Source organism: Aurantiacibacter odishensis (assembly GCF_003605195.1).
Lineage (GTDB): Bacteria > Pseudomonadota > Alphaproteobacteria > Sphingomonadales > Sphingomonadaceae > Alteraurantiacibacter > Alteraurantiacibacter odishensis.
This window is the reverse complement of sequence record NZ_QYOS01000020.1, coordinates 82668-104879: the sequence shown is the minus strand read 5'-3', so window position 1 is coordinate 104879 and position 22212 is coordinate 82668. Positions and strand designations below refer to the sequence as shown.

The window sequence follows — 22212 nt, the reverse complement described above, 5'->3', positions numbered from 1 at the left end:
GTCAGCTGTTTACCATCAGCAGCACGGCGACGACAACGATCGCCAGCGCCTGGTACTTGATACGAGCGAACATCGCCTTGTTCTGACGCTCCATCAGTTCCTTGGAGTTCTCGCCCCCGCTTTCGAGGTCCAGCTTGGTGGTCTGCAGGAAGGCGACGATGCCGCGAACCAGCGAGACGGCGGCCATGATGGCAAAGATGGCGAGGAGGATGATGAGGAATGTATTCATGTTTCACCATGTGGGAAGCGTGACAGGGCAATGCCACACGGCATTTGGCCCATGCGCAGGTTTTCGGCAAGCGCACGGCCATCTTTCCCCGCCTCGCGCATCTCCGTCAGGCCCAGTCCGCGCTCGCCCGACCGGCGGCTTTTTGCCAGTTTCTTCCCGTCTTCCTCCAGCAGCAGCGCGTGGTGGTGCCACGTGGGCACTGGCAGGCGGAGCAGTTCCTGCAATAGGCGGTGGATGTGGCTGGCGAAGAACAGGTCCGCCCCTCTCGTTACCAGCGTGACACCGTCCGCCGCATCGTCCAGCGTGGCGGCAAGGTGATAGCTGGCGGGCGCATCCTTCCTTACCAGCACGACATCGCCCAGTTCGCGCGGATCGGCGGCGATGCGCCCGGCAGTCTCGTCTTTCCAGAACAGCTCACCGGCACGGGCCATGGCCGCATCCACGTCCAGCCGCAGGGCGCTTGGGCGGTCAAGATCGCGATGAAGCCCCTTGCAGGTGCCGGGGTAGACCAGCCCTTCCGGCCCCATGCGCGGTTCCAGCGCCTGGATCTCCGTCCGCGTGCAGGTGCAACGGTACAGCAGGCCCTCGTCCATCAGGCGCCGCGCCGCCGCTTCGTAGCTATCCAGCCGGGTCGACTGCGCGGGCACTTCGTCCCATTCCAGCCCCAGCCATTCCAGGTCGCGGCGAAAATCGTCCGCCAGTTCGGGGCGGGACCGGGCACCGTCGATATCCTCGATCCTGAGCAGGAAACGCCCGCCCCTCTCGCGCGCCAGATCGTGCGCCACCACGGCGGACCAGGCGTGGCCGAGGTGCAGCGGGCCGTTTGGACTGGGGGCGAAACGGGTAACGATCATGCGCGACCCGCATAGGACATTAGGCGGCGCCTTGTGAATATCACTGTGGATAGCCTGTCTGTAACAGGGTTGACGCTTTGCCGTGCAAGTGCATTTCTAGACGTATCAGGGAGGACACAGGCGTGTTCAAAGCCGAACTGATCGAACGGGCCGCGAGATTCCGGAGCGCGGCAGAAGACCCGACCCGGACGCTGGAGAGCTGCCCGGCACTCGTGCTCAATGCGGATTACACTCCGCTGTCCTACTACCCGCTCAGCCTCTGGCCCTGGCAGACCGCGATCAAGGCGGTGTTCCTAGAGCGCGTCGATATCGTCGCCAGCTACGACAGGGCGGTGCACTCGCAATCGCTGGACATGAAGGTGCCCAGCGTCATCGCGCTTCGGCAATATGTGAAGACCAGCGAGTTTCCCGCCTTCACCCGCTTCAACCTGTTCCTGCGCGACAAGTTCACCTGCCAGTACTGCGGCAGCCAGCAGCACCTGACCTACGACCACGTGATCCCGCGCAGGCAGGGCGGCAAGACTACGTGGGAGAACATCGCCACCGCCTGCGCGCCGTGCAACATGAAGAAGGGCGGGCGCACGCCGAAAGAGGCGGGGATGCAGCTTTACGTGAAGCCCATCCGGCCGACGAGCTGGCAATTGCAGCAGCACGGCAAGGCATTTCCGCCCAACTACCTGCACGAAACCTGGCGCGACTGGCTGTACTGGGACATCGAGCTGGAGGAGTGAGGCGGTAACGTGGAACGCCGACAGGGGCGTTTTGGAAAACTTCCTCCGCAGTATTTCCCGAGTGAAAGCAGCAGTTTGCACATGCATTCCGCGTTGGGCCTGTAACCTTTCGTTTCCCGGTATTGTCCGCGCTTTCTCGATCATTCGCGCAACGTGGAGCGCGGTTGTGAGCGTAGGAAAGGTGCCGAACAGCTTTAACGGCTCCTAAACCCGTCATCCGTAGGCTTCACCCATGGGCGAGCGAGACGCCATCGAAGCGCCAGAGCGCGAAAAGCTGGGCATGGCCGGACGGGCATGGTGCGCGCTGATGCTGCTGGTGATGGTGGCGAGCGCCGCGGTGCTGGGTGCGTTCCTGACGCGCGAGCTCAAACCCGAAAGCGCCGCCCTCGTCCGCATCGACCTGGCCAAAGTCACACCGCAACCGGGCTTCGATATCTGAGACTTCAGGTGACCGCCAAACGCTCGGCGTATTCAGCCTTTCGCCATTCCCCGCTGTCGAGAATATCGCGAAGTGTGCGCACCGCACGCCAGCAGTCGGCAAAGCGCACGTAGGCTGGCGCGAAACCGAGGCGCAGCACGTCTGGCGCGCGGAAATCGCCCACCACTCGGCGCGCGATCAGGGCCTGGCACAGTTCGTAAGCGTGCTGCTGCCGGAAGGAGAGCTGGCTGCCGCGCACCTCCGGGTCCTCGGGCGAAATGCAGGGCAGTTCCGGCACCAGGTCCGCCATGGCCGCGCGGGTGAATTCGGAAAGCCTGCGCGATTTTGCCACCAGCGCTTCGATGCCGATGTCCGCCATCAGGTCCACACCCACTTCCAGCGCGCTCATCGACACGATCGGCGGCGTGCCGCACAGCAGCTGGTCGACGCCAGGCGCGGGTTCGTAATCGTCGGAGAATTCGAACGGCTTCGCGTGCCCCATCCAGCCGCTCAACGGCTGCTGCAACTGTTTATGGTGCCGCTCCGCCACGAAGGCGAAGGCCGGGGCGCCGGGGCCGCCGTTCAGGTACTTGTAGCCGCAGCCCACTGCGAAGTCCGCCCCTGCGCCGCTCAGGTCCACCGGCACCGCGCCAACGGAATGCGACAGGTCCCAAAGCACCAGCGCGCCCGCATCGTGCGCCGCTTTCGTCAGCCGCGCCATGTCGAACATTTCGCCGGTCTTGTAGTGCACATGGGTCAGCAGCAGCAGCGCAACGTCGCCATCCAGCGCGCTTTCGATGCTCCCCCGCTTCGCCAGCCGCCGCTCGGCAAGGCCTTGCTTCTCCAACCCCTCGATCATGTAGAGATCGGTGGGAAAATTGCCGGGTTCGCTCAGCACCACCTTGCGCCCCGGTCGCATGGCCAGAGCCGCGCTGATGAGCTTGAACAGGTTCACCGAAACCGAATCCGCCACCACCACCTCGTGCGGCTGCGCACCCACCAGCGGCGCGATCTTTGCGCCGATACGCTGCGGCAGGTCTATCCAGTTCGCCGCGTTCCAGCTGGAAATCAGCCCGTCGCCCCATTCTTCGCGCACCACCTCGGCAACCCGCTCCGGCGTCGCCTTGGGCAAGGCGCCCAGCGAGTTGCCGTCGAGGTAGGCAAGATCGTCGTCGATCAGGAACTGCGCGCGGGCATCCGCCAGCGGATCGGCGGCATCAAGGCGCGCGGCTTCGTCCTGCCAGCGGGTCAAATCTGCGTCCTCACGGCCAGCAGTTCGGGGAAGAAGCCCAGCTTCAGCACACTTTCGAGGTAAGGAACCCCGGCCGTGCCGCCGGTGCCGCGCTTGAAGCCGATCACCCGCTCCACCGTTTTCAGGTGGCCGAAACGCCAGCGCTGGAAGTGGTATTCGAGGTCCACCAGCTTTTCCGCCAGTTCGTAGAGGTCCCAGTATTTCTGCGGTTCGCGGTAGACCTGCGCCCAGGCTTCGGTCACCACGTCCAGCGGTTCGTGCGGAGCTGTAAGGTCACGGTCGAAAATATCGTCCGGCAGGTCGAAACCGCGCCGCTGCAGCAGGCGCAGCACTTCGCCGTAGAGGCTGGGCCGCGCCAGTTCGGCCTTCAGCTTGTCCGCCACTTCGGGCGTCGCCTCGTGCATCGTCACCATGTCGGGATTGCGGCCGCCTAGGATGAATTCCATCAGCCGGTACTGCGCCGACTGGAAGCCGCTGGAATTGCCGAGGTGCGGGCGCACGAGCGAATAGTCGTGCGGCGTCATGGTGGAAAGCACGTCCCAGCTGGAGATCAGCTGCCGCTGCGCCTGCGCCACGCGGGCCAGCATCTTGAAGGCGGGACCAAGGTTGTCCGCGATCACCAGTTCGCGCGCGGCTTCGAGTTCGTGCAGGCACAGCTTCAGCCACAGCTCGCTGGCCTGGTGGACGATGATGAACAGGAATTCGTCGTGCGCATCGGACGCAGGGTGCTGCGCCGACAGGATACGCTCGAGATCGAGGTAGGATGAATAGGTGACGTCGCGCTTGGCCATGCTTTCCGCCTACGCCAAACCGGTCACGAAGGAAACTACTGGTCGATCACCTTGCTGGCAGGGTGGTGCTTGTCGAGGTGCTTCTTCACGATCTTCAGGTTGCGCGTGTTGGAACGGAACATGAAGTCGAACAGGTCACCCGCCACCGGCACCGCGCCCACCGCGCTGTCGAACGCGACATTGCCGGCCATGCGCCACAGCTTCCACTTGGGCAGGCCAAGGTTGCGCGCTTCCCACACGATCCACGCGCCCAGCCCCATGGCGATGATATCGCCCACTACCGGCACCAGGCCGATGATCGCATCGAGGCCCACCGGGCGATTGATGCCGGGCACGACGAAGCTGCGCTCCAGCACCATTTCCATCGCCTCTATCCGGCGGCGGATGGAGGCGGGATCGTTGCCGATGGGCAGGTCCTGCATGGTGTTCATGCGACGCGCACGCCCGGCTTGGGTACCAGCCCCGTCCTGCGGTTCGGGTTCCAGCACTGTCAGTTTCGTTTCCGGCTTATCGGCCATGAAGCGGTATCTCCTTGGCCACTATCTGGGTATCTGCGCCATCTCCGGCAAGGGATGGAAGGCATAGGGGTTCGCCAGGAAGCCATCCACGCTGCCGCGCACCAGCGACCAGCGCAGCGGCGCGCCGATGGGGATGTAGACATTGGCCAGCGTCAGCTCCGCCTCCGCCTGTGCCATAGTGCGGGCGCGGGCCACGGGATCGGTTTCGGCCAGCGCGATCTCCACCAGCGCATCCACGTTTTCATCGCACAGGCCGCGGTCGAGGCTGCAATGAAACTGGTTGAGGAACCAGCGCGGCGCCGGATAGCGGGCCACGCGGTCCACCAGCACCAGGTCCGCATCGCGCGCATCCTCCGCCCGCTCCAGCCTGAGGCCGACGGTGGCGAACTGGGCGGCAAGATCGCGGTAGAGCAGCTCCCAGCCACGCGCATCGCCGATGGCAAGCGTGACGCGCGCGGGCTGCGACAGGTCGCCCTCATCGAACTGGGCGCGCCATGCGGAAATGCGCGCGGCGGCCTCCTCGCGCAATTCCTCGATGGGTTGGTCCACCCAGCGTTCGTTCACCAGCCCCGGGTCGCCCGGAAGGCCCGGAGAAACGGGCCGCGTCGTGGGCACCCAGCCGCTGATGTTGTAGCGCGCTAGAAGCGCAGGCCGGTCTATCGCCATTGCCAGACCCTCGCGCACGCCGGTGTTGGACAGCAGGCCGCCGTCGGCGCGCACCTGCAGGCCGAACAGGCCGTAGGTCGTGTCCAGCCGCAGGGTGCCGGAAGACAACGGTCCGGTTTCCACGAGCGGGAAATTGCCCAGCGTGCCGCCGATCACCGTTTCCGCCTCGCCGCTGTCGAACATGGCGATGGCCTCCTCGGCCGACAGCGGATGCAGGCGGATTTCGCGCACGTCCTCCTGCCATTCCTCGTCGTCGGGCAGGCCGCGTTCCAGCGGCGGCTTGAACATCAGAGAGATCGCTTCGCCCTCGCGCTGCAGGGTCATCGGCCCGGTTTCGCCGCCGGGCTGGCGCAGCGCCAGTTCCGGCTGGGCGAGGATCTGCAGCAGGTAGGGCTCGGGCGTGGAAAGCCGCAACTCGATCACCCTTCCGGCCATCGCTCGCACTTCCTCCACCGGGGCAAGGTCCTGCCCCAGCGACGTGCCTTGCAGCCCATCAATAGCGTCTTCCAGCGCATCGCGCGCGCTGGCGGCGGTGAGTTCGGAGCCGTCGGGCCAGGTGCCCTCGCGCAGGCGGAAGATGAAGCTGCGCCCGTCGTCGGTCACGATCCAGCGTTCTGCCAGCGCAGGGACGGTTTCCCCTTGCGCGTTGAGCGCGACAAGGCCCGATTGGGTGGCCGCGCGCACGTGCTGGGCGGGAGCGGAGAGGCGCAGGCTGGTGGTCAGAACGCTTTCGGGTGAGCCGATGAGCGCCACGTCAACAGCGCCATCGTCCGCCGAGCCGCAGGCGGCAAGGGCGGCGCAAAGTGCTGCGAGAGGGAGGAATCGCCGGGCGACCATGCCCGCTGCGATAGGCGCGGTCGCGGGCGGCTTCAACCGGGCTTGCTAACCGGCCTAGAGCTTGAGCATGCGCTTGCCGTCGGAGCCAAACACCTGCTTCGGGCCGGCTCCGTGGTTGACGGTGGACCCGCTGACCGAGGCGCGGGCGCGCCTTGGGTCGATCTCGTCCACGAAAGCGATGCCGAAACGGTTGTCCTGCTTCCAGGCGACGGTGCCATCGACCCAGCCGATGTTGCGCAGTTCCACTTCCACCAGCGCGCCGCGCAGCACTTTCACGTCGCCTTCGGCCATCATCCCGCCTGCGGAAAGGTTGCGCACCTTGACGCGGTAGGTCTCGTCGCGCCCGTCGACGCGCAGCTGCGCGAGCAGGAACAGGCTGTCGCGATCGACCTGGCGGGTATCGACATTGCTCATGGCTGCTTGCTCTTCGTTTCCGTTGCGACACGGTCATCAGCTTGCACGCGAATGACGCGCACGGAATTGGGCCCAATTGCCTAACGAGTTGTTAAGACCTGCGATCAGCGTTGCACCTGTCCCATTCCGGGTCATGGAAGCGATCAGCTGTCGCGGGAAACCTTTTCGCGCCGCTCGTGCGCCTGCTGCGCTTCCACGGTCATGGTGGCGATCGGGCGCGCGATCAGGCGGTTGATGCCGATGGGCTCGCCGGACTTGTCGCACCAGCCGTATTCGCCCTCGTCGATGCGGCGCAGCGCCGCGTCGATCTTGGAGATCAGCTTGCGCTGGCGATCACGGGTACGCAGTTCGATGCCCCAGTCGGTTTCGCTGGAGGCGCGATCGTTGAGGTCGGGTTCGCGTATGGGGCCGTCCTGCAGGCTTTGCAGGGTGCCCTCCGATGCCTGGACGATGCTGCGCTTCCACTCCAGCAACAGGACGCGGAAGTAGTTCAGCTGCTTCTCCGACATGTATTCTTCATCTTCGCTTGGCGAGTAATCCGCGGGCAGGGCGCGCTTCGCCTTGGCTAGGATGTCGATATCGTCATGGGTGGCGGTGGCCATTCAGTCACTCCGAAAAACGGATCCGTGAAAGCTTCCCCTGCTGCACCCGGCGACCGTCCCGTCCTTGAATCGGGATCTATCCCCCCGGCTGCTGAAGCCGTCGTCCGGCGGCCCTATAGGGCTCACGCAAAGTCGGCACAAGCGGCAATCTCGAGAAGCCCACCGTCAAGGGCGGAATCAACAATTCTCCCGCCGCGTTAACCATTTCTTGACCACGTTCATCAAAACATCGCCCTGTCCGGACACACATTGGTCCGGCGGAGCAACATGGGGACGAGCGATCATGGAACTTGCCAAGATCGAGACTTTTGCAAAGATCGAACCTGCCGACGTGTCGGGGGCCGACATGCTGGTGGCGCGCTGCCTGGCCGCCGCCGCGGAAGGCGATACCAATGCCTACTACGACCTGGGCGTGGCCTATTCCACCGGCAGCCACGGCGTGGATTGCGACCTGATCGAGGCGCACAAGTGGTTCAACCTCGCCGCCGCACAGGGGCACGAAGCCGCCTGCTGGTGCCGCGCCGACGTGTCGGACGAGATGACCGCCCGTGAAATCGCCGAAGCCCAGCGCCGTGCGCGCGAATGGCTGCGCGGCGAGGCCGACGCTGCCTAACCCTTCCTGAAGGGCGTACGCTGGGCCAGATGTAGCTGGTCCATGCCCACGCCCATCCGCTCGCGGGAGAGAAAATCCTCCACCGCGTCGCGAAAACCCGGATCGGCGAGGTAGTGCATCGACACTGTCGCCACGGGCTCATAACCACGGGCCAGCTTGTGCCCACCCTGCGCGCCCGCTTCGACGCGGTCCAGCTCCAGCTCTATCGCCGCATCGATGGCGCGATAATAGCACAGCTCGAAATGCAGGAAGCGCCTGTCCGACAGGCAGCCCCAGTAACGGCCGTATAGCGCCTGCCCGCCGATGAAATTGAGCGCGCCCGCAATAGGCCTGCCGTCTTCGTAGGCCAGCAGCAGCAGCACGCGGTCCGCCATGCGCTCTCCCATCAGGTCGAACGCCGCGCGCGTCAGGTAGGGCGTGCCCCACTTGCGCGCGCCGGTATCCTGGTAGAACAGCCAGAAGGCGTCCCAGTGCTCTGGCCGGATGTCGTCGCCCGTCAGCGCCTTTACCTCCAGCCCCTCGTTCGCCGCGCGCCGTTCCTTGCGCAGGTCCTTGCGCTTGCGGCTGGTGAGATCGGCGAGGAACCCGTCGAAGCTATCGTAATCGCGGTTGTACCAGTGGAACTGGATATCCTCGCGCCGCAGCCAGCCGGCGTCCTCGAACAGCTTCTGCTGGGCAGGTTCGATGAATGTCGCGTGCGCGCTCGACCAGCCGTTCTGCTGCACCAGTTGCTCCGCCGCGCTTAGCAGCAGCGGGGCGTAGCCCTCGTCCGCCAGCAGCAGGCGTGGGCCGGTGGCGGGCGTGAAAGGCACGCTGACCTGAAGTTTCGGGTAGTACTCTCCGCCCGCGCGGTGCCAGGCATCGGCCCAGGCCTGGTCGAACACGTATTCGCCCTGGCTGTGCCCCTTCAGGTAGCTGGGCAGTGCGCCCACCAGCGTGCCCGAGGCATCCTCCAGCAGCAGGGGCGCGGCCTGCCAGCCCGTGCCGGGACCGACGCTGCCCGATTCCTCAAGCAAGGTCAGGAAGGCGTGGCTGGTGAAGGGATTGTCCTTGCCCGCCAGCGCATCCCACTGGGCGGCGGGAATGTCGCCGACTGCCGGGGCTACTCTGGCGGTGAAAGAGGATTCGGCCATCGGCCTCAATCTAGGCACCCGCCTCACATGCTGCCACCCCCGGACCTTCGGCTATGGGCACGGCCTCTGCCTGCAAGGCGGTTTCCACCTGCGCCGCGCTGCGTACCGTCCAGGTGAACAGCGCGCGGCCCTTGCGCGCTTGCGATCTGGCAAGCGAGCTGGGCAGGTCGCGGATGTCGAGGGCGAGGAAATCGGGCTTCGCATGGGACACCGACAGGCGGCGCTTGATGCTGTCGATCAAGGTGCGCGCATTCTGCTCCGTCACCACCAGCCCCCGCAGCACTTCCGGCTCCTTGCCGGCGAACCAGCGCGGGATTCGCGGGTCGAAGCTCATTACGCCTACCGCACCCGTGTAACCCTCCAGGTCCCGGCGGACCGCGCGGCACAGCGCACCGACGGGGCGGCGATCGTCACTCTTGAGTTCCACCAGCAACGGCACCTGGCCATCGACGAGGTCCAGCACGTCTCGCAGCGTTGGAATGGTGTCCTCGCTGCCGGTCAGGGTCATGGCGGTGAGGTCGCCGACGGGGAAGGCACCCATGGCCCCTTCCCGGCCTGTCAGCCGCGCCAGGTCCGCATCGTGAAACACGATCGCCCGCCCGTCGCTGCTTTTGCGAATATCGCATTCGATGCCAAGTCCCGCCGCGATGGCCGCCTTGAACGCCGCCAGCGAGTTTTCCGGCACACCGGTATCGTGCAGCCCGCGATGGGCGTAGGCGCGCGAATGCAGCGCGGCGAGTTTCCCGGATCGCTCGAGGTCAGCGAGGCCCAATGGCGATCACCGCATCCACTTCCACCGCAGCCCCCACCGGCAGGCTGGGCACGCCCACGGCAGCGCGGGCGTGGCGGCCCATGTCGCCGAACACCTCGGCCATCAGGTCGGACGCGCCGTTCACCACCTTGTGCTGGTCCGTGAAATCGGGGGTGCAGGCGACGAAGCCGCCCAGCTTGACGATCCGTTCCACCCGGTCGAGCGAGCCGATCTCGTGGCGAAGCTGCGCCAGGATCATCAGCCCGCAGGCACGCGCGGCGGCGATTGCCTTATCGAGGTCGACATCCTTGCCCAAAGTGCCTGTCACCACTTCGCCGTCGATGAACGGCAACTGCCCCGACACGAAAGCGAGATCGCCCTGCACCATCACCGGCACGTAGCTGGCCAGCGGGGGCGAGACTTCCGGCAGTGCAATGCCGAGTTCCTGAAGGCGTGCCTCGATGCTCATTGTTTCTCTCCGTGCAGGGTTTCCATGATCCATGGCAGGGCATCCGCCCACGTGTCTATCCGCGCATGGGCGTGGCCCGCCTTGTGCGCGCAGGGGACGTGCGGGGCAATGGCCGGCTCGCCCACGAAATGCAGGCGATGGACGTGCGGGATCGTCTCCATCGCCGATTCGTGATGCTTGGCGATATCGTCCACGAAAACGATCCGCTGCGATCCGTGCTCCTCCACGATGCGCGACAGCGCGCCGCCTTTCGGCCCCTGGTTGGTATACACCGGCGCGGTGATGCCGAGCGATTCCAGCTGGCGGCGGCGCGCCTCGTTGCGCTCGTCGACGAGATTGGTGAGCACCACCACGTCGGCCTCGCGCTGCAATTCGCGGATCGCGCTTATCGAGCCGTCGATCGGCTCCTGCCGGTCCATCTGCGTGTCGAAGAACCCGCCCAGCAGGGACCAGACCTCCTTCTCCTCCAGCGGCTGCTCGCCACTGCGGCGGCGCATGGACTGGACGAAGGGATCGCCTTCCAGCTGGAACTCGATGTCGTGCTCTCTATCCAGCCAGTCGCGGAAATGGCGGACCATGTGCAGCAGCACTTCATCGCAATCGGTGACGACGAGTGGGCGACCAGTGTTGGAAAGTGGGGTCATCGGCGCAGGTCCTTTCGAGCGGCAACCAGCGTTTCAGGCGGCACGTCCAGCGCCTCTGCCGCGCCCAGCAGGTCCGGCTCGTGCTGGCTGAGGAAATCGAGGACGGCGCGGTGCGTGGAGACTTCGTCAATCGATTCGCGCAGGCCATCGGGCGATAGGCCGGTCAGGTCGAGAAAACGGTGCGCCCGCCGCTCGTCCGCCAGCACCCAGCCGAGGGCGGCAAGGGCTAATGCGGAAGCATCCTTTACGTAATCTTCACCTGTGTTAAGAATGGTTGGCAGTCCGTAATAAATATAAGTGTTTGGTTGTCCCTCCATCGGGTCGGAGGGGTTCGGGGGCTAAATGACGAAGCGTATCCTCGTTGTCGAGGACAACGATCTAAACCGGAAACTTTTCTGCGACGTGCTGCAGGCAGGTGGCTTTTCTGTCGAGCCGGTGGCCGACGGCAATCTCGCCATCGAAGCCGCCCGCGCTTTCACGCCCAACCTGGTCGTCATGGATATCCAGTTGCAGGACGTCTCCGGCCTCGATCTCATCTCCATCCTCAAGCACGATGCAGACCTGTGCGAAGTGCCGGTGCTGGCGGTGACCGCCTATGCCGGAAAGGGTGATGAGCAGCGCATCCGCGAATCCGGCGCCGAAGGCTACCTTGCAAAGCCCGTTTCCATCGGCCCGTTCATGGCGGCGGTAAGGGGCCTCGTCGACGGCGCGCCCAAGGCGGTTGCCAGCTAGTCAGACCAGCCAGTCAGACGAGCGAATACTCGATGGCGGCCACCGCCAGCGTCAGCACCATTCCTGCAATGAACAGCCTGTAGGCATAGGTCAGGTAGCGATACTTGCGCCGCTGCAGCACCAGTCCGTTCTGGTAGAGATCGCGCAGCATCATGCGGAACATCGTTTCCTCGTCCTGCATCTGCCCTAGGAATTCATCCGCCCACTCCTTCTCGTCGCGATAGGTGAAATGACCGAAGAACAGCGGGTTCTGCTGCCCGTTCGGCACCTGCGGCGGCCTCAGGATGGAAGGCATCACGGCCCACGCCGCCGACAGCGAACTGAGGAAGGCGAACACGGCCAGCACCGTCAGCGACCATGGCATCTCTCCTTCCAGCGCGCGGCCTATCGCAATGGAGAACACCACGAAGGTCGCACCCATCAGGATCGAGGCCTTCTGGTCCGCCATCTGCGACAGCGCCAGCGTGTTCGATTGCACCGTGCGCAGCATCTGCACCGAATTGGTGGCGAACTTGCGCGGCTCCCCGGTTTTCGTTTCGTTCATCGTGCCCCCGCCATTGCGGCCGCCCACCTGCGGCGCTTCTCGTGAACCTGCCAAGAGCCAAACGGCTTGACAAGCAGCGGCGCGAAAGCTTTGCCGCGGGCGTTCGCCTCCCCTATAGGGGGAGCAGCCACAGTAGCCTTTGAGGACATTTCCTGCATGGACCGCGCCGAAGTCGATTCCCGCATTCGCAAGATCATAGAGCCCTTCAACAAGAAGGGCATCGCCATCACCGAGGACACGACCTTCGCCGGCGACCTGGAATTCGACAGCCTGACGGTGATGGATTTCGTCGCCGAGATCGAGGACGAATTCGACATCATCATCTCGATGAACCAGCAGGCCGAGATCGAGAAGTACGGCCAGCTCGTCGATGCCGTGCACGACCTGGTGAGCAGCTGAGGACGCTATGAGCGAAGGCATCATGCAGGCGGACCAGCCGCCTGAACTCACCGGCGACACGCCCGACCTGTTCAGCAAGTTCGACGACACCATCAAGCTGCGCGAGAACCTGCTCGCCAGCGGCGTGGAAGATCCGTTCTCACTGGTTATGGAGCGCGTGCTCTCCCCCACCCGCGCGATCTGCAACGGGCGCGACACGATCCTGCTGGGCACCTACAACTACATGGGCATGACGTTCGACCCGGACGTGGTGGCCGCCGGGCAGAAGGCGCTGGCCGATTTCGGCTCCGGCACCACCGGCAGCCGCGTGCTCAACGGCACCTACCAGGGCCACAAGGAGTGCGAGGACGCGCTGCGCGAGTTCTACGACATGGACCACGCAATGGTCTTCTCCACCGGCTACCAGGCTAATCTCGGCATCATTTCCACGATCGCGGGCAAGGGCGACTACGTCGTGCTCGACATCGATAGCCACGCCTCAATCTGGGATGGCTGCGCGATGGGCAACGCCGAGATTGTGCCGTTCAAGCACAACGACATTACCGCAATGGAAAAGCGCCTGAAGCGCATTCCCGAAGGCGCGGGCAAGCTGGTGGTGCTGGAAGGCGTCTACTCGATGCTGGGCGACATCGCCCCGCTCAAGGAAATGGTGAAGATCGCCAAGGACAACGGCGCGATGGTGCTGGTGGACGAGGCGCACTCGATGGGCTTCATCGGCGAACATGGCCGCGGCGTGGTGGAACAGGCAGGCGTCATCGACGATGTCGATTTCATCATCGGCACTTTCTCGAAGAGCGTGGGCACGGTTGGCGGCTTCTGCGTCTCCAACCATCCCAAGTTCGAGATCATGCGCCTGGTGTGCCGCCCGTACGTCTTCACCGCCAGCCTGCCGCCCAGCGTGGTAGCCACGGCGGCAACGTCGATCCGCAAGCTGATGACGGCGAAGGACAAGCGCGAGCACCTGTGGAAGAACTCGCAGCGCCTGCACTCGGGCCTGACGCAGCTCGGCTTCAAGCTGGGCACCGACGAGCCACAGAGCGCCATCGTCGCGGTGATCATGCCGGACCTGGAAAAGGGCGCCGCCATGTGGAGCGCGCTGCTGACCGAGGGGCTTTACGTCAACCTCGCCCGCCCGCCGGCAACACCTGCCAACATGACGCTGCTTCGCTGTTCGCTGTGCGCCGTGCATTCCGACGAGGAGGTGGAAACCATCCTCGGCATGTTCGAACGCGCCGGAAAGGCCGTGGGTATTATCTGATCCGGAACAGCGCCGCCTGCTGCTCGTCTTCATGTGGAAAGGAGATTTCCCCATGAAGACGACCAACACCGGCAGCGCGACGTACGAGGGCCTTGGCAAAGGCGGCAAGGGTCACGTGTCCACCGGCTCGGGCGCGCTCGCCGCGCAGCCCTACGGTTTCCAGACCCGGTTCGAGGACGAGCCCGGCACCAATCCGGAAGAGCTGATCGCGGCGGCCCATGCCAGCTGTTTCACCATGGCATTGAGTTTCAAGCTGGCCGAGGCCGGGCATACCGACGGCTCCGTCGTCACCCACGCCGAAGTCACGCTGGAGAAGGACGATGCCGGCTTCAAGGTGACGAAGTCGGCACTCAGCACAAAGGGCAAGGTGCCCGGCATGGACCAGGCGAAGTTCGAGGAACTGGCGAAGGACGCCAAGGAAGGCTGCCCGATCTCTCGCCTTCTCGATACCGAGATCACTCTCGAAACGAAGTTCGAGGGCTGATCGCTCTTTGCCAACCGGTCAGCCGGAAAATTTCTCCCGCGACCGGTTGGCAAGCGCCACCAGCGACAGCATCACCGGAACTTCCACCAGCACGCCGACCACCGTGGTCAGCGCAGCGCCGCTGGAAAGGCCGAAGAGGCCGATAGCCACCGCCACGGCCAGTTCGAAGAAATTCGACGTGCCGATCAGCGCGCAGGGTGCCGCGATGGCATGTGGCACGCGCCACGCCCATGCGGCGGCGTATGCCACGGCAAAGATCCCGTAGGACTGGATGATGATCGGGATGGCGATCAGCACGATCAGCATTGGCTGGCCGACGATAGTCTCTGCCTGGAAGGCGAACAGCAGGACGACGGTGGCGAGCAGGCCGAGGATCGAGAATGGTTTCAGGCGGGCCGTGAAGGCCCCGACAGCGTTGTGGTTGCCTTTCGCACTTCCGGTAATCGCCCGGCGCGTCAGCCATCCGGCAAGCAGCGGAATGGCAACGTAAAGCACGACGGACAGCAGCAGCGTGTCCCACGGCACCACGATATCGGTAACGCCCAGCAGCAGGGCAACGATGGGAGCGAAAGCGACGATCATGATCAGGTCGTTCACCGACACCTGAACCAGCGTGTAGGCCGGATCGCCCTTCGTCAGTTGCGACCAAACGAATACCATCGCGGTGCACGGCGCCGCCCCCAGCAGGATCAGCCCGGCAATGTATTGCTGCGCATCGTCCCGTGCGATCAGGCCCGAATAGAGATAATCGAAGAACAGCACCGCGAGGGCTGCCATAGTGAAAGGCTTCACCAGCCAGTTCACCACCACGGTGATGATGAGCCCCTTGGGCTTCGTGCCGACATCGCGGATCGCACCGAAATCGACGGCGACCATCATCGGGTAGATCATCGCCCAGATCAGCACCGCGACCACGAGATTGACCGAGGCGTATTCCAGCCCCGCCAGGCCCGCCGCCACACCGGGGGCAATCAGGCCGAACGTCACGCCCGCAGCGATGGCGAGTGCCACCCAGACCGACAGGTAGCGTTCGAACGATGCCATCAGCTTGCTCCCTCGCTTTGTTTGCCAATGGCAATGAGCGCATCGCGCCATTCGCGCGCTGTCATCGAATCATCGTCCAGCGCCAGCATCGCCTCGATCCGCTGGCTAAGGCGCGCGTAGGCGGTTTCGAAGCCCGCCAGTTCCCCATCGATGTGGGTGCCGTCGGCTGCCACGCTCGCGGGATCGGGAATGCCCCAGTGGGCCTGCACCGGATGGCCGGGCCATATCGGACAACTTTCACCCTTGGCATTGTCGCACACTGTGATGACGGCGTGGATGGTCGGCCCGCCCTCTCCCGCGAAGACGTCCCAGCTCTTGGAGGAAAGGCCGTCCACCGCGTGCCCCTTCGCCGCCAGCAGTTCAAGCGCCAGCGGATTGGGCACACCGCGCGGCGTGCTGCCGGCGGAGAATGCGGCGAAGCGGCCCGGCGCGGCATCGCGAAGGATCGCCTCGGCAAGGATCGAGCGGGCCGAGTTGGCGGTGCACAGGAACAGCACGTTGCGCATGGCTCAGCAGGCTCCGGCAGTACGCGGGGCGGCAGTCGCTTCGCAACCCTCCCCCTCGCAGCAGTTCTCGGTGAGGAAGGCCATCAGCGCGTTCATGCTGGCATAGTCGGCGCTGTAGATCAGCGAGCGGCCCTCTCGCCGCTGGGACACTAGCCCGGCCTCGTGCAACTGCGACAGGTGGAACGATAGCGAGGATGCAGGGATGCCCAGCCGCTGCGCGATATCGCCTGCGGCCAGCCCTTCCTTGCCGGTGCGAACGAGCAGGCGGAACACCTCCAGCCGCGAATCCTGCGCGAGCGCTCCGAGCGCGGCGATAACGTCTTGCTGCTTCATTTCGACACTTATCGAAATATCCGCCCGCCAGCGCAAGCGTTATTTCGACAACTGTCGAATTAAAGCTGCTCCATCGAAGTGACGTTGGCGCAAGGGTCGCTCGCGTCGGCCTCGCCCTCGTGGCCGCCAAGCTGGGTGATGGCGATGAAACCGGCCACCACCAGGACAACGAAGATCGTGGTGACGGTGCCCAGGTACTTGTCGATGATCGCCTTGATCGGCGCGCCGAAGAACTGGAACAGCACGCCCACCACCATGAAGATCAGCGCCCGGCCCGCGATCGCGGCGAGGATGAAGGTCACGAGGTTCATCTCGATGAACCCGGCGGTGATGGTCATCAGCTTGAATGGGATCGGCGTACCCGCGGCAAGGAACACCGCTGCCGCGCCCTGTTCGCGGATGTAGCAGGCGGCCTTGGGGAAGCTGTCCGTCAGGCCCAGCATTCCGATCAGCCATTCGCCCACGGCTTCGTAGAGGAAATAACCGATGAGGTACCCAAACAGGCCGCCCAGCACCGATGCCAGCGTGCAGATCAGGGCAAAGCGGATCGCCCGCTTCGGCTCCGCCAGGCACATCAGACCCAGCAGCGGGTGCGGCGGGATGGGGAAGAAACTCGATTCGATGAACGAGAAGAACGCCAGCCACCACTGCGCATGGGGATGCGCGGCCTTGGCCATCGTCCAGTTGTAAAGTCCGCGAAGCATGGAAAGTCCCTGAAGGTTTTGCGGCATCTACGGCAGGTTCACCGGCCCCGCAAGTGTGAGGGCGAGTCCAACAAACTAACCCATATGGCACTTTCACGTTGACATCGTCACACTGTTTGGTTAGAGAAACGGAACATCGCGATAAACCGAGTCGGCGCCGCCCCATCGAGGAGGCGCTTCAAGGGCGGTCCCGTTACGGGAGCCGCCCTTTTTCGTGCCCGCACGGCGCGCTCGGCAATCGCTCAGGACAAGGGCGGGATCACATGTCGAAACGCGTAAAACCGCGCAAGGAACAGCGGGGCCAGAACCTGAAACAGAACTGGAAGCACGTCTTTCTGGAAGAGCTGGCCGAAACCTCGAACGTCACCAAGGCCGCCGAGAAGGCCGGAGCCATGACGTCGTACGTCTACAAGTGGCGACGGGAAAACCCCGAATTCCGCGCCCAGTGGAGCGCGGCCCTGCTGGAAGGATACGAGCACCTGGAAATGGAAACGCTGCAGCGGCTTCGCTTCGGAACGCCGCCGGGCGAAACGAAATTCGACATTGCCAATGCCCTGCGCCTGCTGGCCGCGCACCGCGAGGCAGCGGCCAAGGAAAAGGCCCGGCAGGGCAGCCGCGACAAGGCCACCGTCCTCGCCGGCCTGAATGCCAAGCTGGACCGGATGCGCGAGCGCCGCGCCGCGGCGGAGAAGCTGCTGAAGGAGGATGGCGTCGTAAAGGGCGTTAGCGAAGTCGGGGCCAATGGAAGAGATTGAGCGCGGCAAGGCGCTCGCCAAGGCGGAGGACCCGGAACGCTACGATTTCCTCGATGAACTCAACGCGGCAGAGCGCGACCTGCTGGAATACCACTGGCCGCTTTGGGCGCGCCGCGAACAGATGCCGCCTGCACAGGACTGGCGGCTGTGGCTGATCTGTGCCGGGCGCGGCTTTGGGAAGACCCGCGCCGGGGCCGAATGGGTGCGCCACGTGGCGGAGGACAACCCCGATGCCCGCATCGCCCTCGTCACCCGTTCCATCGCGGAAGCGCGCGCCGTGATGGTGGAAGGCGAGAGCGGCATCCTTGCCTGCCACCTCTACCCGGACGGGCCGGAATTCGAACCCTCTCTACGGCGGCTGACCTGGCCCAATGGCGCGCAGGCAACACTCTATTCCGCCAGCGAGCCGGAAAGCCTGCGCGGCCCGCAACATGGTTATGCCTGGTGTGATGAAATTGCCAAATGGGATAATTCTTCGGAGCGCGCGATGAAGACGTGGGACAACCTGCAAATGGGCCTGCGCCTGGGTGAAAACCCGCAAGTCCTCGCCACCACCACCCCGCGCGCGGTGCCGATCATGCGCCGCCTGATCGAGCAGGAGCGGGACCCCGGCGTGGTGGTGACGCGGGGCAGCACTTACGACAATGTTGACCACCTCCCCACGGGCTTTATCCAGACCATTCGCGGGCAATACGGTGGCAGCGCGCTGGGTCGGCAGGAGCTGGACGGCGAATTGCTGGCCGATGTCGAGGGCGCGCTGTGGTCCCGCTCCATGCTGGAGCAGTGCCGCGAGACCTTGTGCCTGGAGCAGCGCGTACGCACCGTGATCGGCGTGGACCCGCCCGCCAGCGCGCGCGGCGATGCCTGCGGGATCGTGGTCTGCGCTGTCACAGAGAGCGGGCAGGCCAAGGTGCTGGCCGATGCCAGCGTGGAGCGCCCCAGCCCCGAACGCTGGGCACGCGCCGTGGCCGCCGCCGCGATTGCCTGGAAAGCCGACCGCGTGGTGGCCGAGGCCAACCAGGGTGGCGCGATGGTGGAAAGCGTGCTGCGCGCCGCCGACTGCCAAATGCCGCTGAAACTGGTCCACGCCAGGACCGGCAAAAGCGCGCGCGCCGAACCCGTCGCCGCGCTCTACGAAGCAGGCCGCGTGAACCACGTGGGCACCTTCCCGCCCCTGGAAGACGAACTGTGCGGCGTGATGGCCGGCGGCGGCTACGAAGGACCGGGGCGCTCGCCTGACAGGGCCGATGCGCTGGTGTGGGCAATGACGGAACTGATGCTGGGCAAGCGGGGCGAGCCTGCTGTCCGACAACTCTAGGCCACTAGACAAAGGAAACACGATGTCATTCTTCGACAGCCTCCGCGCCGCCTTCAAGGGCGGTGGCGGAGCTACAGCCGTGCCTATCGGGCGCGGGTTTCATTCCGCCTGGGGGTGGACGCACGAGCGCGGCGGTGCTCGCCAGCCGTTCGAATATCGCTCCGCCGTGCGCCACGCGTTTCTCGACAATCCGGTCGCCCAGCGGGCGGTGCGGATCGTGGCGGAGGGGGTAGGCAATGCGCCCCTGTCCCACACTGCTCCGGAGATCGCCGTGATGCTGCGCGCCGCGCAGGATGGCGGATCGCTGATGGAAACGCTTGCCGCGCACCTGCTGTTGCACGGCAATGCCTTCGTGCAGATCGGAAAAGGCGTGGGCAATCGCCCCGCCTCGCTGTTCGCATTGCGGCCCGAGCGGGTCTCGGTCGTGCAGGGCGAGAATGGCTGGCCCGTCGGCTACCGCTACCGCGTGGGCGACATGACCCGCGACATTCCGGTGGAGGACGAGGACGGCTGGCCCTGCCTCATCCACCTCAAGGCTTTCCACCCGGCGGACGATCACTACGGCGCGGGCTGCCTTTCTGCTGCCGAACAGGCCGTGGCGATCCACAACGAGGCCGCGCGCTGGAACCTCGCGCTGCTGGAGAACGCGGCGCGGCCCAGTGGCGCACTGGTCTATGACAACGGCAGCGACACCGCTGGCCTCACGGCCGACCAGTTCGACCGGCTGAAGGCAGAGCTTTCCAGCGCCTACCAGGGCGGCGGCAACGCGGGCCGTCCGATGCTGCTGGAAGGGGGCCTCAAGTGGCAGAGCCTGTCCCTCTCGCCCGCCGACATGGACTTTGCCGAACTGAAAGCGGCGGCTGCGCGCGACATTGCGCTCGCTTTCGGTGTGCCGCCCATGCTGCTCGGTCTGCCGGGCGACAACACCTATTCCAATTACCGCGAGGCCAACCGCGCGCTGTGGCGGCTCACCCTGCTGCCGTTGGCGGCCAAGATCCTCGACGGCCTCTCGCAGGGCCTCTCGCCGTGGTTTCCGGACCTCGCGCTGTCGGTCGATCTCGACCGAGTGCCCGCGCTGGCGGAGGACCGCGAGAAGCTGTGGTCGCAGGTGAGCGGGGCCGACTTCCTTACCGCTGACGAGAAGCGCGCGATGCTTGGTCTTGCCCCGGCTTCGGCGCCTGCTGGAGACAACACATGAACCGACAAGACATGCTCGCCGGGCTGGTGGCCCAGGCGATCGATACCGGCGCGGACCTGGTGACGCTGCGCGCCATCGTGGAGGAATCGAGCGAACTGGGCGCGGAACGCGTGCTCGACAAGCTGGGCCTCGACGACGAGGGCGCGCACGACGATCTCGACGAACTGCGCGAATTGCTGAGCGCCTGGCGCGCGGCGAAGGCCAGCGCATCCAAGGCGGTGATAGAATGGTGCGTGCGCGGCCTGATGGCGCTGCTGCTGATCGGCATCGCCGTGCGCATCGGCGTGCCGGAGCTGCTGCGTTGACCCGTATCGCGGGTTACGCCGCCCTATTCGACATTGCCGACAGCGCGAAGGACGTGATCGTGAAAGGCGCTTTCGCCCGCACGCTGGCGGAGCGGAAGGAACCGCTCCCGCTCTACTGGCAGCACAACCCGGACCAGCCGATCGGAACCGTCGAACTGGCGCAGGAAGACGCGCGCGGCCTGAGGGTGATCGCCCGCATAGACAACCCTGACAGCCGCGCCAGCCAGGAACTCCTCTCGCGCCGCACCAACGGCCTTAGCTTCGGTTACCGCGCCCGCGGATACCGCCGCGGGCCAGCCGGGCGCGTGCTGGAGGATATCGACCTGTTCGAAGTCAGCCTCGTCACCCACCCCCTGCAACCGAATGCGCGAGTCCACCTGTTTGTTTAGCCTCAAGCGCCGGCGGCTGCGTCCGCAGCCTTGGCTTCCGGCCTGACCGGCCGACGCGCGTTCGCGCTTGCGGTCGCTTCGCGCCCGAAGATTACTCTCCCCCACCGAAAGGAAATACATGGATATCCAGATCGAAACCCCTCTGAATACCGACACGCTCAACGACAGCTTCGACATCGTCGCCCGCCAGGACAAGGCCGACGAAGCGATCAAGGTGCTGCGTTCGGACGTCGACGAGGTGAAAGCCCGGATCGACAGGATCGGCAAGGCCGCCGCGCGTCCGGCTATCGGCAATGCTGGTGCCACCGAACCGAGCGCCGAAGTCAAAGGCTTCGTCGATGGCTACCTGCGCCGTGGCCGTGAGACAGAACTGAAGTCGATGTCCGGCTCCAGCCCCGCCGATGGCGGCTATGCCGTCCCGCGCGAGATCGATGCGATGATCGCGAGCGAATTGAAGGAAATCTCCCCCATCCGCCAGATCGCGCAGGTGGTGCAAGTCGGCTCTGCGGGCTATCGCAAGCTCGTCACCACCGGCGGCACCGCGTCGGGCTGGGTCGGCGAGAGCGCCCCGCGCCCGGAAACCGATGCCCCGAACTTCGCCGAAATTGCGCCGCCGACGGGTGAGCTCTACGCCAACCCGGCCGCCAGCCAGTCCATGCTGGACGATGCCGCGTTCGACCTCGAAGGCTGGCTCGCCAGCGAAGTGGCGATGGAATTCGCCCGCGCCGAAGGTGCTGCTTTCGTCAATGGCTCTGGCGTGGACCAGCCGCGCGGCTTCCTCGCCTCGCCGACCTCGATGGCGGGTGATGCCGTGCGTCCGTTCGGCTCGGTGCAGTACATCGGTTCGGGCGATGCGGACGGCTTCGACGCCAATCCCGAGGGCCGCCTGATCGACCTCGTGCACACAATGAAGGCGGGGCATCGCCAAGGTGCAAGCTGGGTGATGAACTCGGCCACGCTTTCCGAAGTGCGCAAGCTGAAGACCAGCGACGGTGCATTCCTGTGGCAGCCGGGCCTGGTGGAAGGCCAGCCGGATCGCCTGCTGGGCTACCCGGTGATCGAAGCGGAAGACATGCCGGACGTGGCAGGCGGCGCTTTCCCGATCGCCTTCGGCAACTTCAAGGCCGGCTACATCATCGCCGAACGCAGCGCCACGCAGATCCTGCGCGATCCGTTCACCAACAAGCCCTTCGTGCACTTCTACGCCACGAAGCGCGTGGGCGGCCAGGTGCTCGACAGCTCGGCGATCAAGCTGCTGAAAATCGAAGCGTAAGCGCGCGCCATCTGACGCTTCGACCAGCGGGCGGCGAGGAACATGCCG

31 protein-coding genes are annotated in these 22212 nt (G+C 65.1%); 13 read left to right on the top strand and 18 right to left on the bottom strand.

Translation table 11 applies throughout. The features are described 5' to 3' along the window. Position 1: 1 nt before the first annotated feature. A complete protein-coding gene (locus tag D4Q51_RS03835; RefSeq protein WP_120076426.1) occupies positions 2-229 on the bottom strand; it encodes an HIG1 domain-containing protein in 228 nt (75 codons plus the stop codon). After that, entirely contained in the window at positions 226-1083 is an 858-nt protein-coding gene (gene gluQRS, locus D4Q51_RS03830) for a tRNA glutamyl-Q(34) synthetase GluQRS (protein WP_120076425.1), read from the bottom strand. Before gluQRS ends, D4Q51_RS03835 begins: the two co-directional genes overlap by 4 nt. Positions 1084-1205: 122 nt before the next feature. Here gluQRS and D4Q51_RS03825 point away from each other — a divergent pair, with 122 nt between their 5' ends. Together D4Q51_RS03825 and D4Q51_RS03820 are read left to right on the top strand one after the other, a co-directional pair. Continuing rightward, the gene (locus D4Q51_RS03825; RefSeq protein ID WP_120076424.1) at positions 1206-1814 is read left to right on the top strand and encodes an HNH endonuclease; all 609 of its coding nucleotides are present in this window, start codon (positions 1206-1208) and stop codon (positions 1812-1814) included. A 232-nt stretch (positions 1815-2046) separates the two neighbouring features. Further along, positions 2047-2253: a hypothetical protein gene (locus D4Q51_RS03820; RefSeq protein WP_120076423.1), complete on the top strand. Its 207-nt coding sequence runs from the start codon at positions 2047-2049 to the stop codon at positions 2251-2253. Positions 2254-2257: 4 nt separating this feature from the next. Here D4Q51_RS03820 and kynU read toward each other — a convergent pair whose 3' ends face one another. From kynU to dksA, 6 genes are all read right to left on the bottom strand, one after another. Continuing rightward, positions 2258-3484, bottom strand: coding sequence for a kynureninase (gene kynU, locus D4Q51_RS03815; RefSeq protein WP_120076422.1), 1227 nt, complete (start codon positions 3482-3484; stop codon positions 2258-2260). Next, on the bottom strand, positions 3481-4275 hold the full coding sequence (locus tag D4Q51_RS03810) for a tryptophan 2,3-dioxygenase (protein ID WP_120076421.1): 795 nt from the start codon (positions 4273-4275) through the stop codon (positions 3481-3483). Before D4Q51_RS03810 ends, kynU begins: the two co-directional genes overlap by 4 nt. Before the next feature lie 35 nt (positions 4276-4310). Then, positions 4311-4706 carry a DUF4112 domain-containing protein gene (locus tag D4Q51_RS03805; RefSeq protein WP_120076530.1) on the bottom strand — a complete coding sequence of 132 codons (396 nt, stop codon included), beginning with the start codon at positions 4704-4706 and terminating at the stop codon, positions 4311-4313. A 108-nt stretch (positions 4707-4814) separates the two neighbouring features. Then, on the bottom strand, positions 4815-6296 hold the full coding sequence (locus D4Q51_RS03800) for an ABC transporter substrate-binding protein (protein ID WP_120076529.1): 1482 nt from the start codon (positions 6294-6296) through the stop codon (positions 4815-4817). A gap of 54 nt (positions 6297-6350) precedes the next feature. Beyond that, positions 6351-6710, bottom strand: a complete 360-nt coding sequence (locus tag D4Q51_RS03795) for a PilZ domain-containing protein (protein ID WP_120076420.1) — start codon at positions 6708-6710, stop codon at positions 6351-6353. Positions 6711-6853: 143 nt separating this feature from the next. Further along, positions 6854-7312, bottom strand: a complete 459-nt coding sequence (dksA, locus tag D4Q51_RS03790) for an RNA polymerase-binding protein DksA (RefSeq protein ID WP_120076419.1) — start codon at positions 7310-7312, stop codon at positions 6854-6856. Positions 7313-7595: 283 nt separating this feature from the next. Between dksA and D4Q51_RS03785 the strand changes: the two genes are divergently transcribed. Continuing rightward, positions 7596-7925, top strand: a complete 330-nt coding sequence (locus D4Q51_RS03785) for an SEL1-like repeat protein (protein WP_120076418.1) — start codon at positions 7596-7598, stop codon at positions 7923-7925. Here the strand turns inward: D4Q51_RS03785 and D4Q51_RS03780 are convergent. From D4Q51_RS03780 to D4Q51_RS03760, 5 genes are read right to left on the bottom strand one after another with little or no spacing between them, the layout of a single operon-like run. Then, on the bottom strand, positions 7922-9058 hold the full coding sequence (locus D4Q51_RS03780; protein WP_120076417.1) for a GNAT family N-acetyltransferase: 1137 nt from the start codon (positions 9056-9058) through the stop codon (positions 7922-7924). The two genes, D4Q51_RS03785 and D4Q51_RS03780, sit on opposite strands and share 4 nt — an antisense overlap. Before the next feature lie 10 nt (positions 9059-9068). Next, positions 9069-9830: a glycerophosphodiester phosphodiesterase family protein gene (locus D4Q51_RS03775; protein WP_120076416.1), complete on the bottom strand. Its 762-nt coding sequence runs from the start codon at positions 9828-9830 to the stop codon at positions 9069-9071. Next, positions 9817-10278, bottom strand: coding sequence for a RidA family protein (locus D4Q51_RS03770; protein ID WP_120076415.1), 462 nt, complete (start codon positions 10276-10278; stop codon positions 9817-9819). The genes D4Q51_RS03775 and D4Q51_RS03770 overlap by 14 nt, the downstream gene beginning before the upstream one ends. Beyond that, positions 10275-10922, bottom strand: coding sequence for an HAD family hydrolase (locus tag D4Q51_RS03765; RefSeq protein WP_120076414.1), 648 nt, complete (start codon positions 10920-10922; stop codon positions 10275-10277). The genes D4Q51_RS03770 and D4Q51_RS03765 overlap by 4 nt, the downstream gene beginning before the upstream one ends. Further along, a complete protein-coding gene (locus D4Q51_RS03760; protein WP_120076413.1) occupies positions 10919-11239 on the bottom strand; it encodes a DUF3572 family protein in 321 nt (106 codons plus the stop codon). Before D4Q51_RS03760 ends, D4Q51_RS03765 begins: the two co-directional genes overlap by 4 nt. 25 nt (positions 11240-11264) lie before the next feature. On the opposite strand from D4Q51_RS03760, the gene D4Q51_RS03755 reads away from it, so the two are divergent. Continuing rightward, a complete protein-coding gene (locus D4Q51_RS03755) occupies positions 11265-11654 on the top strand; it encodes a response regulator (protein WP_120076412.1) in 390 nt (129 codons plus the stop codon). Between the two features lie 13 nt (positions 11655-11667). On the opposite strand, the gene D4Q51_RS03750 is transcribed toward D4Q51_RS03755, so the two are convergent. After that, positions 11668-12198 carry a Pycsar system effector family protein gene (locus tag D4Q51_RS03750; RefSeq protein WP_120076528.1) on the bottom strand — a complete coding sequence of 177 codons (531 nt, stop codon included), beginning with the start codon at positions 12196-12198 and terminating at the stop codon, positions 11668-11670. Positions 12199-12354: 156 nt separating this feature from the next. Between D4Q51_RS03750 and D4Q51_RS03745 the strand changes: the two genes are divergently transcribed. The 3 genes from D4Q51_RS03745 to D4Q51_RS03735 are packed head-to-tail and all read left to right on the top strand — an operon-like array spanning position 12355 to position 14339. Continuing rightward, complete coding sequence (locus tag D4Q51_RS03745) at positions 12355-12597, top strand: acyl carrier protein (RefSeq protein ID WP_120076411.1); 243 nt, start codon at positions 12355-12357, stop codon at positions 12595-12597. Between the two features lie 7 nt (positions 12598-12604). After that, the gene (gene spt / locus D4Q51_RS03740) at positions 12605-13855 is read left to right on the top strand and encodes a serine palmitoyltransferase (RefSeq protein ID WP_120076410.1); all 1251 of its coding nucleotides are present in this window, start codon (positions 12605-12607) and stop codon (positions 13853-13855) included. Positions 13856-13907: 52 nt separating this feature from the next. Then, positions 13908-14339 carry an OsmC family protein gene (locus D4Q51_RS03735; RefSeq protein ID WP_120076409.1) on the top strand — a complete coding sequence of 144 codons (432 nt, stop codon included), beginning with the start codon at positions 13908-13910 and terminating at the stop codon, positions 14337-14339. Positions 14340-14357: 18 nt separating this feature from the next. Here the strand turns inward: D4Q51_RS03735 and arsB are convergent, their stop codons facing one another. The 4 genes from arsB to D4Q51_RS03715 are packed head-to-tail and all read right to left on the bottom strand — an operon-like array spanning position 14358 to position 16926. Continuing rightward, positions 14358-15383, bottom strand: a complete 1026-nt coding sequence (gene arsB / locus D4Q51_RS03730) for an ACR3 family arsenite efflux transporter (RefSeq protein ID WP_120076408.1) — start codon at positions 15381-15383, stop codon at positions 14358-14360. Continuing rightward, positions 15383-15889: an arsenate reductase ArsC gene (locus D4Q51_RS03725; RefSeq protein WP_120076407.1), complete on the bottom strand. Its 507-nt coding sequence runs from the start codon at positions 15887-15889 to the stop codon at positions 15383-15385. The genes arsB and D4Q51_RS03725 overlap by 1 nt, the downstream gene beginning before the upstream one ends. Before the next feature lie 3 nt (positions 15890-15892). Then, complete coding sequence (locus tag D4Q51_RS03720; protein ID WP_120076406.1) at positions 15893-16222, bottom strand: ArsR/SmtB family transcription factor; 330 nt, start codon at positions 16220-16222, stop codon at positions 15893-15895. A gap of 59 nt (positions 16223-16281) precedes the next feature. Next, positions 16282-16926, bottom strand: a complete 645-nt coding sequence (locus D4Q51_RS03715) for a YqaA family protein (protein WP_120076405.1) — start codon at positions 16924-16926, stop codon at positions 16282-16284. Between the two features lie 263 nt (positions 16927-17189). Here D4Q51_RS03715 and D4Q51_RS03710 point away from each other — a divergent pair, with 263 nt between their 5' ends. The 6 genes from D4Q51_RS03710 (at position 17190) to D4Q51_RS03685 (ending at position 22164) form a co-directional block, all read left to right on the top strand. Continuing rightward, positions 17190-17681 carry a hypothetical protein gene (locus D4Q51_RS03710; RefSeq protein WP_120076404.1) on the top strand — a complete coding sequence of 164 codons (492 nt, stop codon included), beginning with the start codon at positions 17190-17192 and terminating at the stop codon, positions 17679-17681. Then, positions 17668-18999, top strand: coding sequence for a DNA-packaging protein (locus tag D4Q51_RS03705; RefSeq protein ID WP_120076403.1), 1332 nt, complete (start codon positions 17668-17670; stop codon positions 18997-18999). The genes D4Q51_RS03710 and D4Q51_RS03705 overlap by 14 nt, the downstream gene beginning before the upstream one ends. Positions 19000-19021: 22 nt before the next feature. Further along, positions 19022-20197: a phage portal protein gene (locus D4Q51_RS03700; RefSeq protein ID WP_120076402.1), complete on the top strand. Its 1176-nt coding sequence runs from the start codon at positions 19022-19024 to the stop codon at positions 20195-20197. Next, positions 20194-20502, top strand: a complete 309-nt coding sequence (locus D4Q51_RS03695) for a DUF6127 family protein (RefSeq protein ID WP_120076401.1) — start codon at positions 20194-20196, stop codon at positions 20500-20502. The genes D4Q51_RS03700 and D4Q51_RS03695 overlap by 4 nt, the downstream gene beginning before the upstream one ends. Continuing rightward, positions 20499-20891 (top strand): HK97 family phage prohead protease, encoded by a 393-nt coding sequence (locus tag D4Q51_RS03690; RefSeq protein WP_240624549.1) that lies wholly within the window; start codon positions 20499-20501, stop codon positions 20889-20891. The genes D4Q51_RS03695 and D4Q51_RS03690 overlap by 4 nt, the downstream gene beginning before the upstream one ends. A gap of 118 nt (positions 20892-21009) precedes the next feature. Continuing rightward, complete coding sequence (locus D4Q51_RS03685) at positions 21010-22164, top strand: phage major capsid protein (protein WP_120076399.1); 1155 nt, start codon at positions 21010-21012, stop codon at positions 22162-22164. The last annotated feature ends 48 nt before the right edge of the window (positions 22165-22212 follow it).

Bases quoted from the DNA above. Each gene is read 5' to 3' on its own strand.
- D4Q51_RS03695 (WP_120076401.1), top strand. From the start codon at position 20,194: ATGAACCGACAAGACATGCTCGCCGGGCTGGTGGCCCAGGCGATCGAT.
- D4Q51_RS03800 (WP_120076529.1), bottom strand. From the start codon at position 6,296: ATGGTCGCCCGGCGATTCCTCCCTCTCGCAGCACTTTGCGCCGCCCTT.
- D4Q51_RS03835 (WP_120076426.1), bottom strand. From the start codon at position 229: ATGAATACATTCCTCATCATCCTCCTCGCCATCTTTGCCATCATGGCC.
- D4Q51_RS03805 (WP_120076530.1), bottom strand. From the start codon at position 4,706: ATGAACACCATGCAGGACCTGCCCATCGGCAACGATCCCGCCTCCATC.
- D4Q51_RS03715 (WP_120076405.1), bottom strand. From the start codon at position 16,926: ATGCTTCGCGGACTTTACAACTGGACGATGGCCAAGGCCGCGCATCCC.
- D4Q51_RS03770 (WP_120076415.1), bottom strand. From the start codon at position 10,278: ATGAGCATCGAGGCACGCCTTCAGGAACTCGGCATTGCACTGCCGGAA.
- D4Q51_RS03810 (WP_120076421.1), bottom strand. From the start codon at position 4,275: ATGGCCAAGCGCGACGTCACCTATTCATCCTACCTCGATCTCGAGCGT.
- D4Q51_RS03700 (WP_120076402.1), top strand. From the start codon at position 19,022: ATGTCATTCTTCGACAGCCTCCGCGCCGCCTTCAAGGGCGGTGGCGGA.
- D4Q51_RS03745 (WP_120076411.1), top strand. From the start codon at position 12,355: ATGGACCGCGCCGAAGTCGATTCCCGCATTCGCAAGATCATAGAGCCC.
- D4Q51_RS03710 (WP_120076404.1), top strand. From the start codon at position 17,190: ATGTCGAAACGCGTAAAACCGCGCAAGGAACAGCGGGGCCAGAACCTG.
- D4Q51_RS03750 (WP_120076528.1), bottom strand. From the start codon at position 12,198: ATGAACGAAACGAAAACCGGGGAGCCGCGCAAGTTCGCCACCAATTCG.
- D4Q51_RS03760 (WP_120076413.1), bottom strand. From the start codon at position 11,239: ATGGAGGGACAACCAAACACTTATATTTATTACGGACTGCCAACCATT.
- D4Q51_RS03725 (WP_120076407.1), bottom strand. From the start codon at position 15,889: ATGCGCAACGTGCTGTTCCTGTGCACCGCCAACTCGGCCCGCTCGATC.
- D4Q51_RS03755 (WP_120076412.1), top strand. From the start codon at position 11,265: ATGACGAAGCGTATCCTCGTTGTCGAGGACAACGATCTAAACCGGAAA.
- D4Q51_RS03795 (WP_120076420.1), bottom strand. From the start codon at position 6,710: ATGAGCAATGTCGATACCCGCCAGGTCGATCGCGACAGCCTGTTCCTG.
- D4Q51_RS03705 (WP_120076403.1), top strand. From the start codon at position 17,668: ATGGAAGAGATTGAGCGCGGCAAGGCGCTCGCCAAGGCGGAGGACCCG.
- spt (WP_120076410.1), top strand. From the start codon at position 12,605: ATGAGCGAAGGCATCATGCAGGCGGACCAGCCGCCTGAACTCACCGGC.
- D4Q51_RS03820 (WP_120076423.1), top strand. From the start codon at position 2,047: ATGGGCGAGCGAGACGCCATCGAAGCGCCAGAGCGCGAAAAGCTGGGC.
- dksA (WP_120076419.1), bottom strand. From the start codon at position 7,312: ATGGCCACCGCCACCCATGACGATATCGACATCCTAGCCAAGGCGAAG.
- D4Q51_RS03785 (WP_120076418.1), top strand. From the start codon at position 7,596: ATGGAACTTGCCAAGATCGAGACTTTTGCAAAGATCGAACCTGCCGAC.
- D4Q51_RS03780 (WP_120076417.1), bottom strand. From the start codon at position 9,058: ATGGCCGAATCCTCTTTCACCGCCAGAGTAGCCCCGGCAGTCGGCGAC.
- D4Q51_RS03765 (WP_120076414.1), bottom strand. From the start codon at position 10,922: ATGACCCCACTTTCCAACACTGGTCGCCCACTCGTCGTCACCGATTGC.
- D4Q51_RS03735 (WP_120076409.1), top strand. From the start codon at position 13,908: ATGAAGACGACCAACACCGGCAGCGCGACGTACGAGGGCCTTGGCAAA.
- D4Q51_RS03720 (WP_120076406.1), bottom strand. From the start codon at position 16,222: ATGAAGCAGCAAGACGTTATCGCCGCGCTCGGAGCGCTCGCGCAGGAT.
- D4Q51_RS03685 (WP_120076399.1), top strand. From the start codon at position 21,010: ATGGATATCCAGATCGAAACCCCTCTGAATACCGACACGCTCAACGAC.
- arsB (WP_120076408.1), bottom strand. From the start codon at position 15,383: ATGGCATCGTTCGAACGCTACCTGTCGGTCTGGGTGGCACTCGCCATC.
- gluQRS (WP_120076425.1), bottom strand. From the start codon at position 1,083: ATGATCGTTACCCGTTTCGCCCCCAGTCCAAACGGCCCGCTGCACCTC.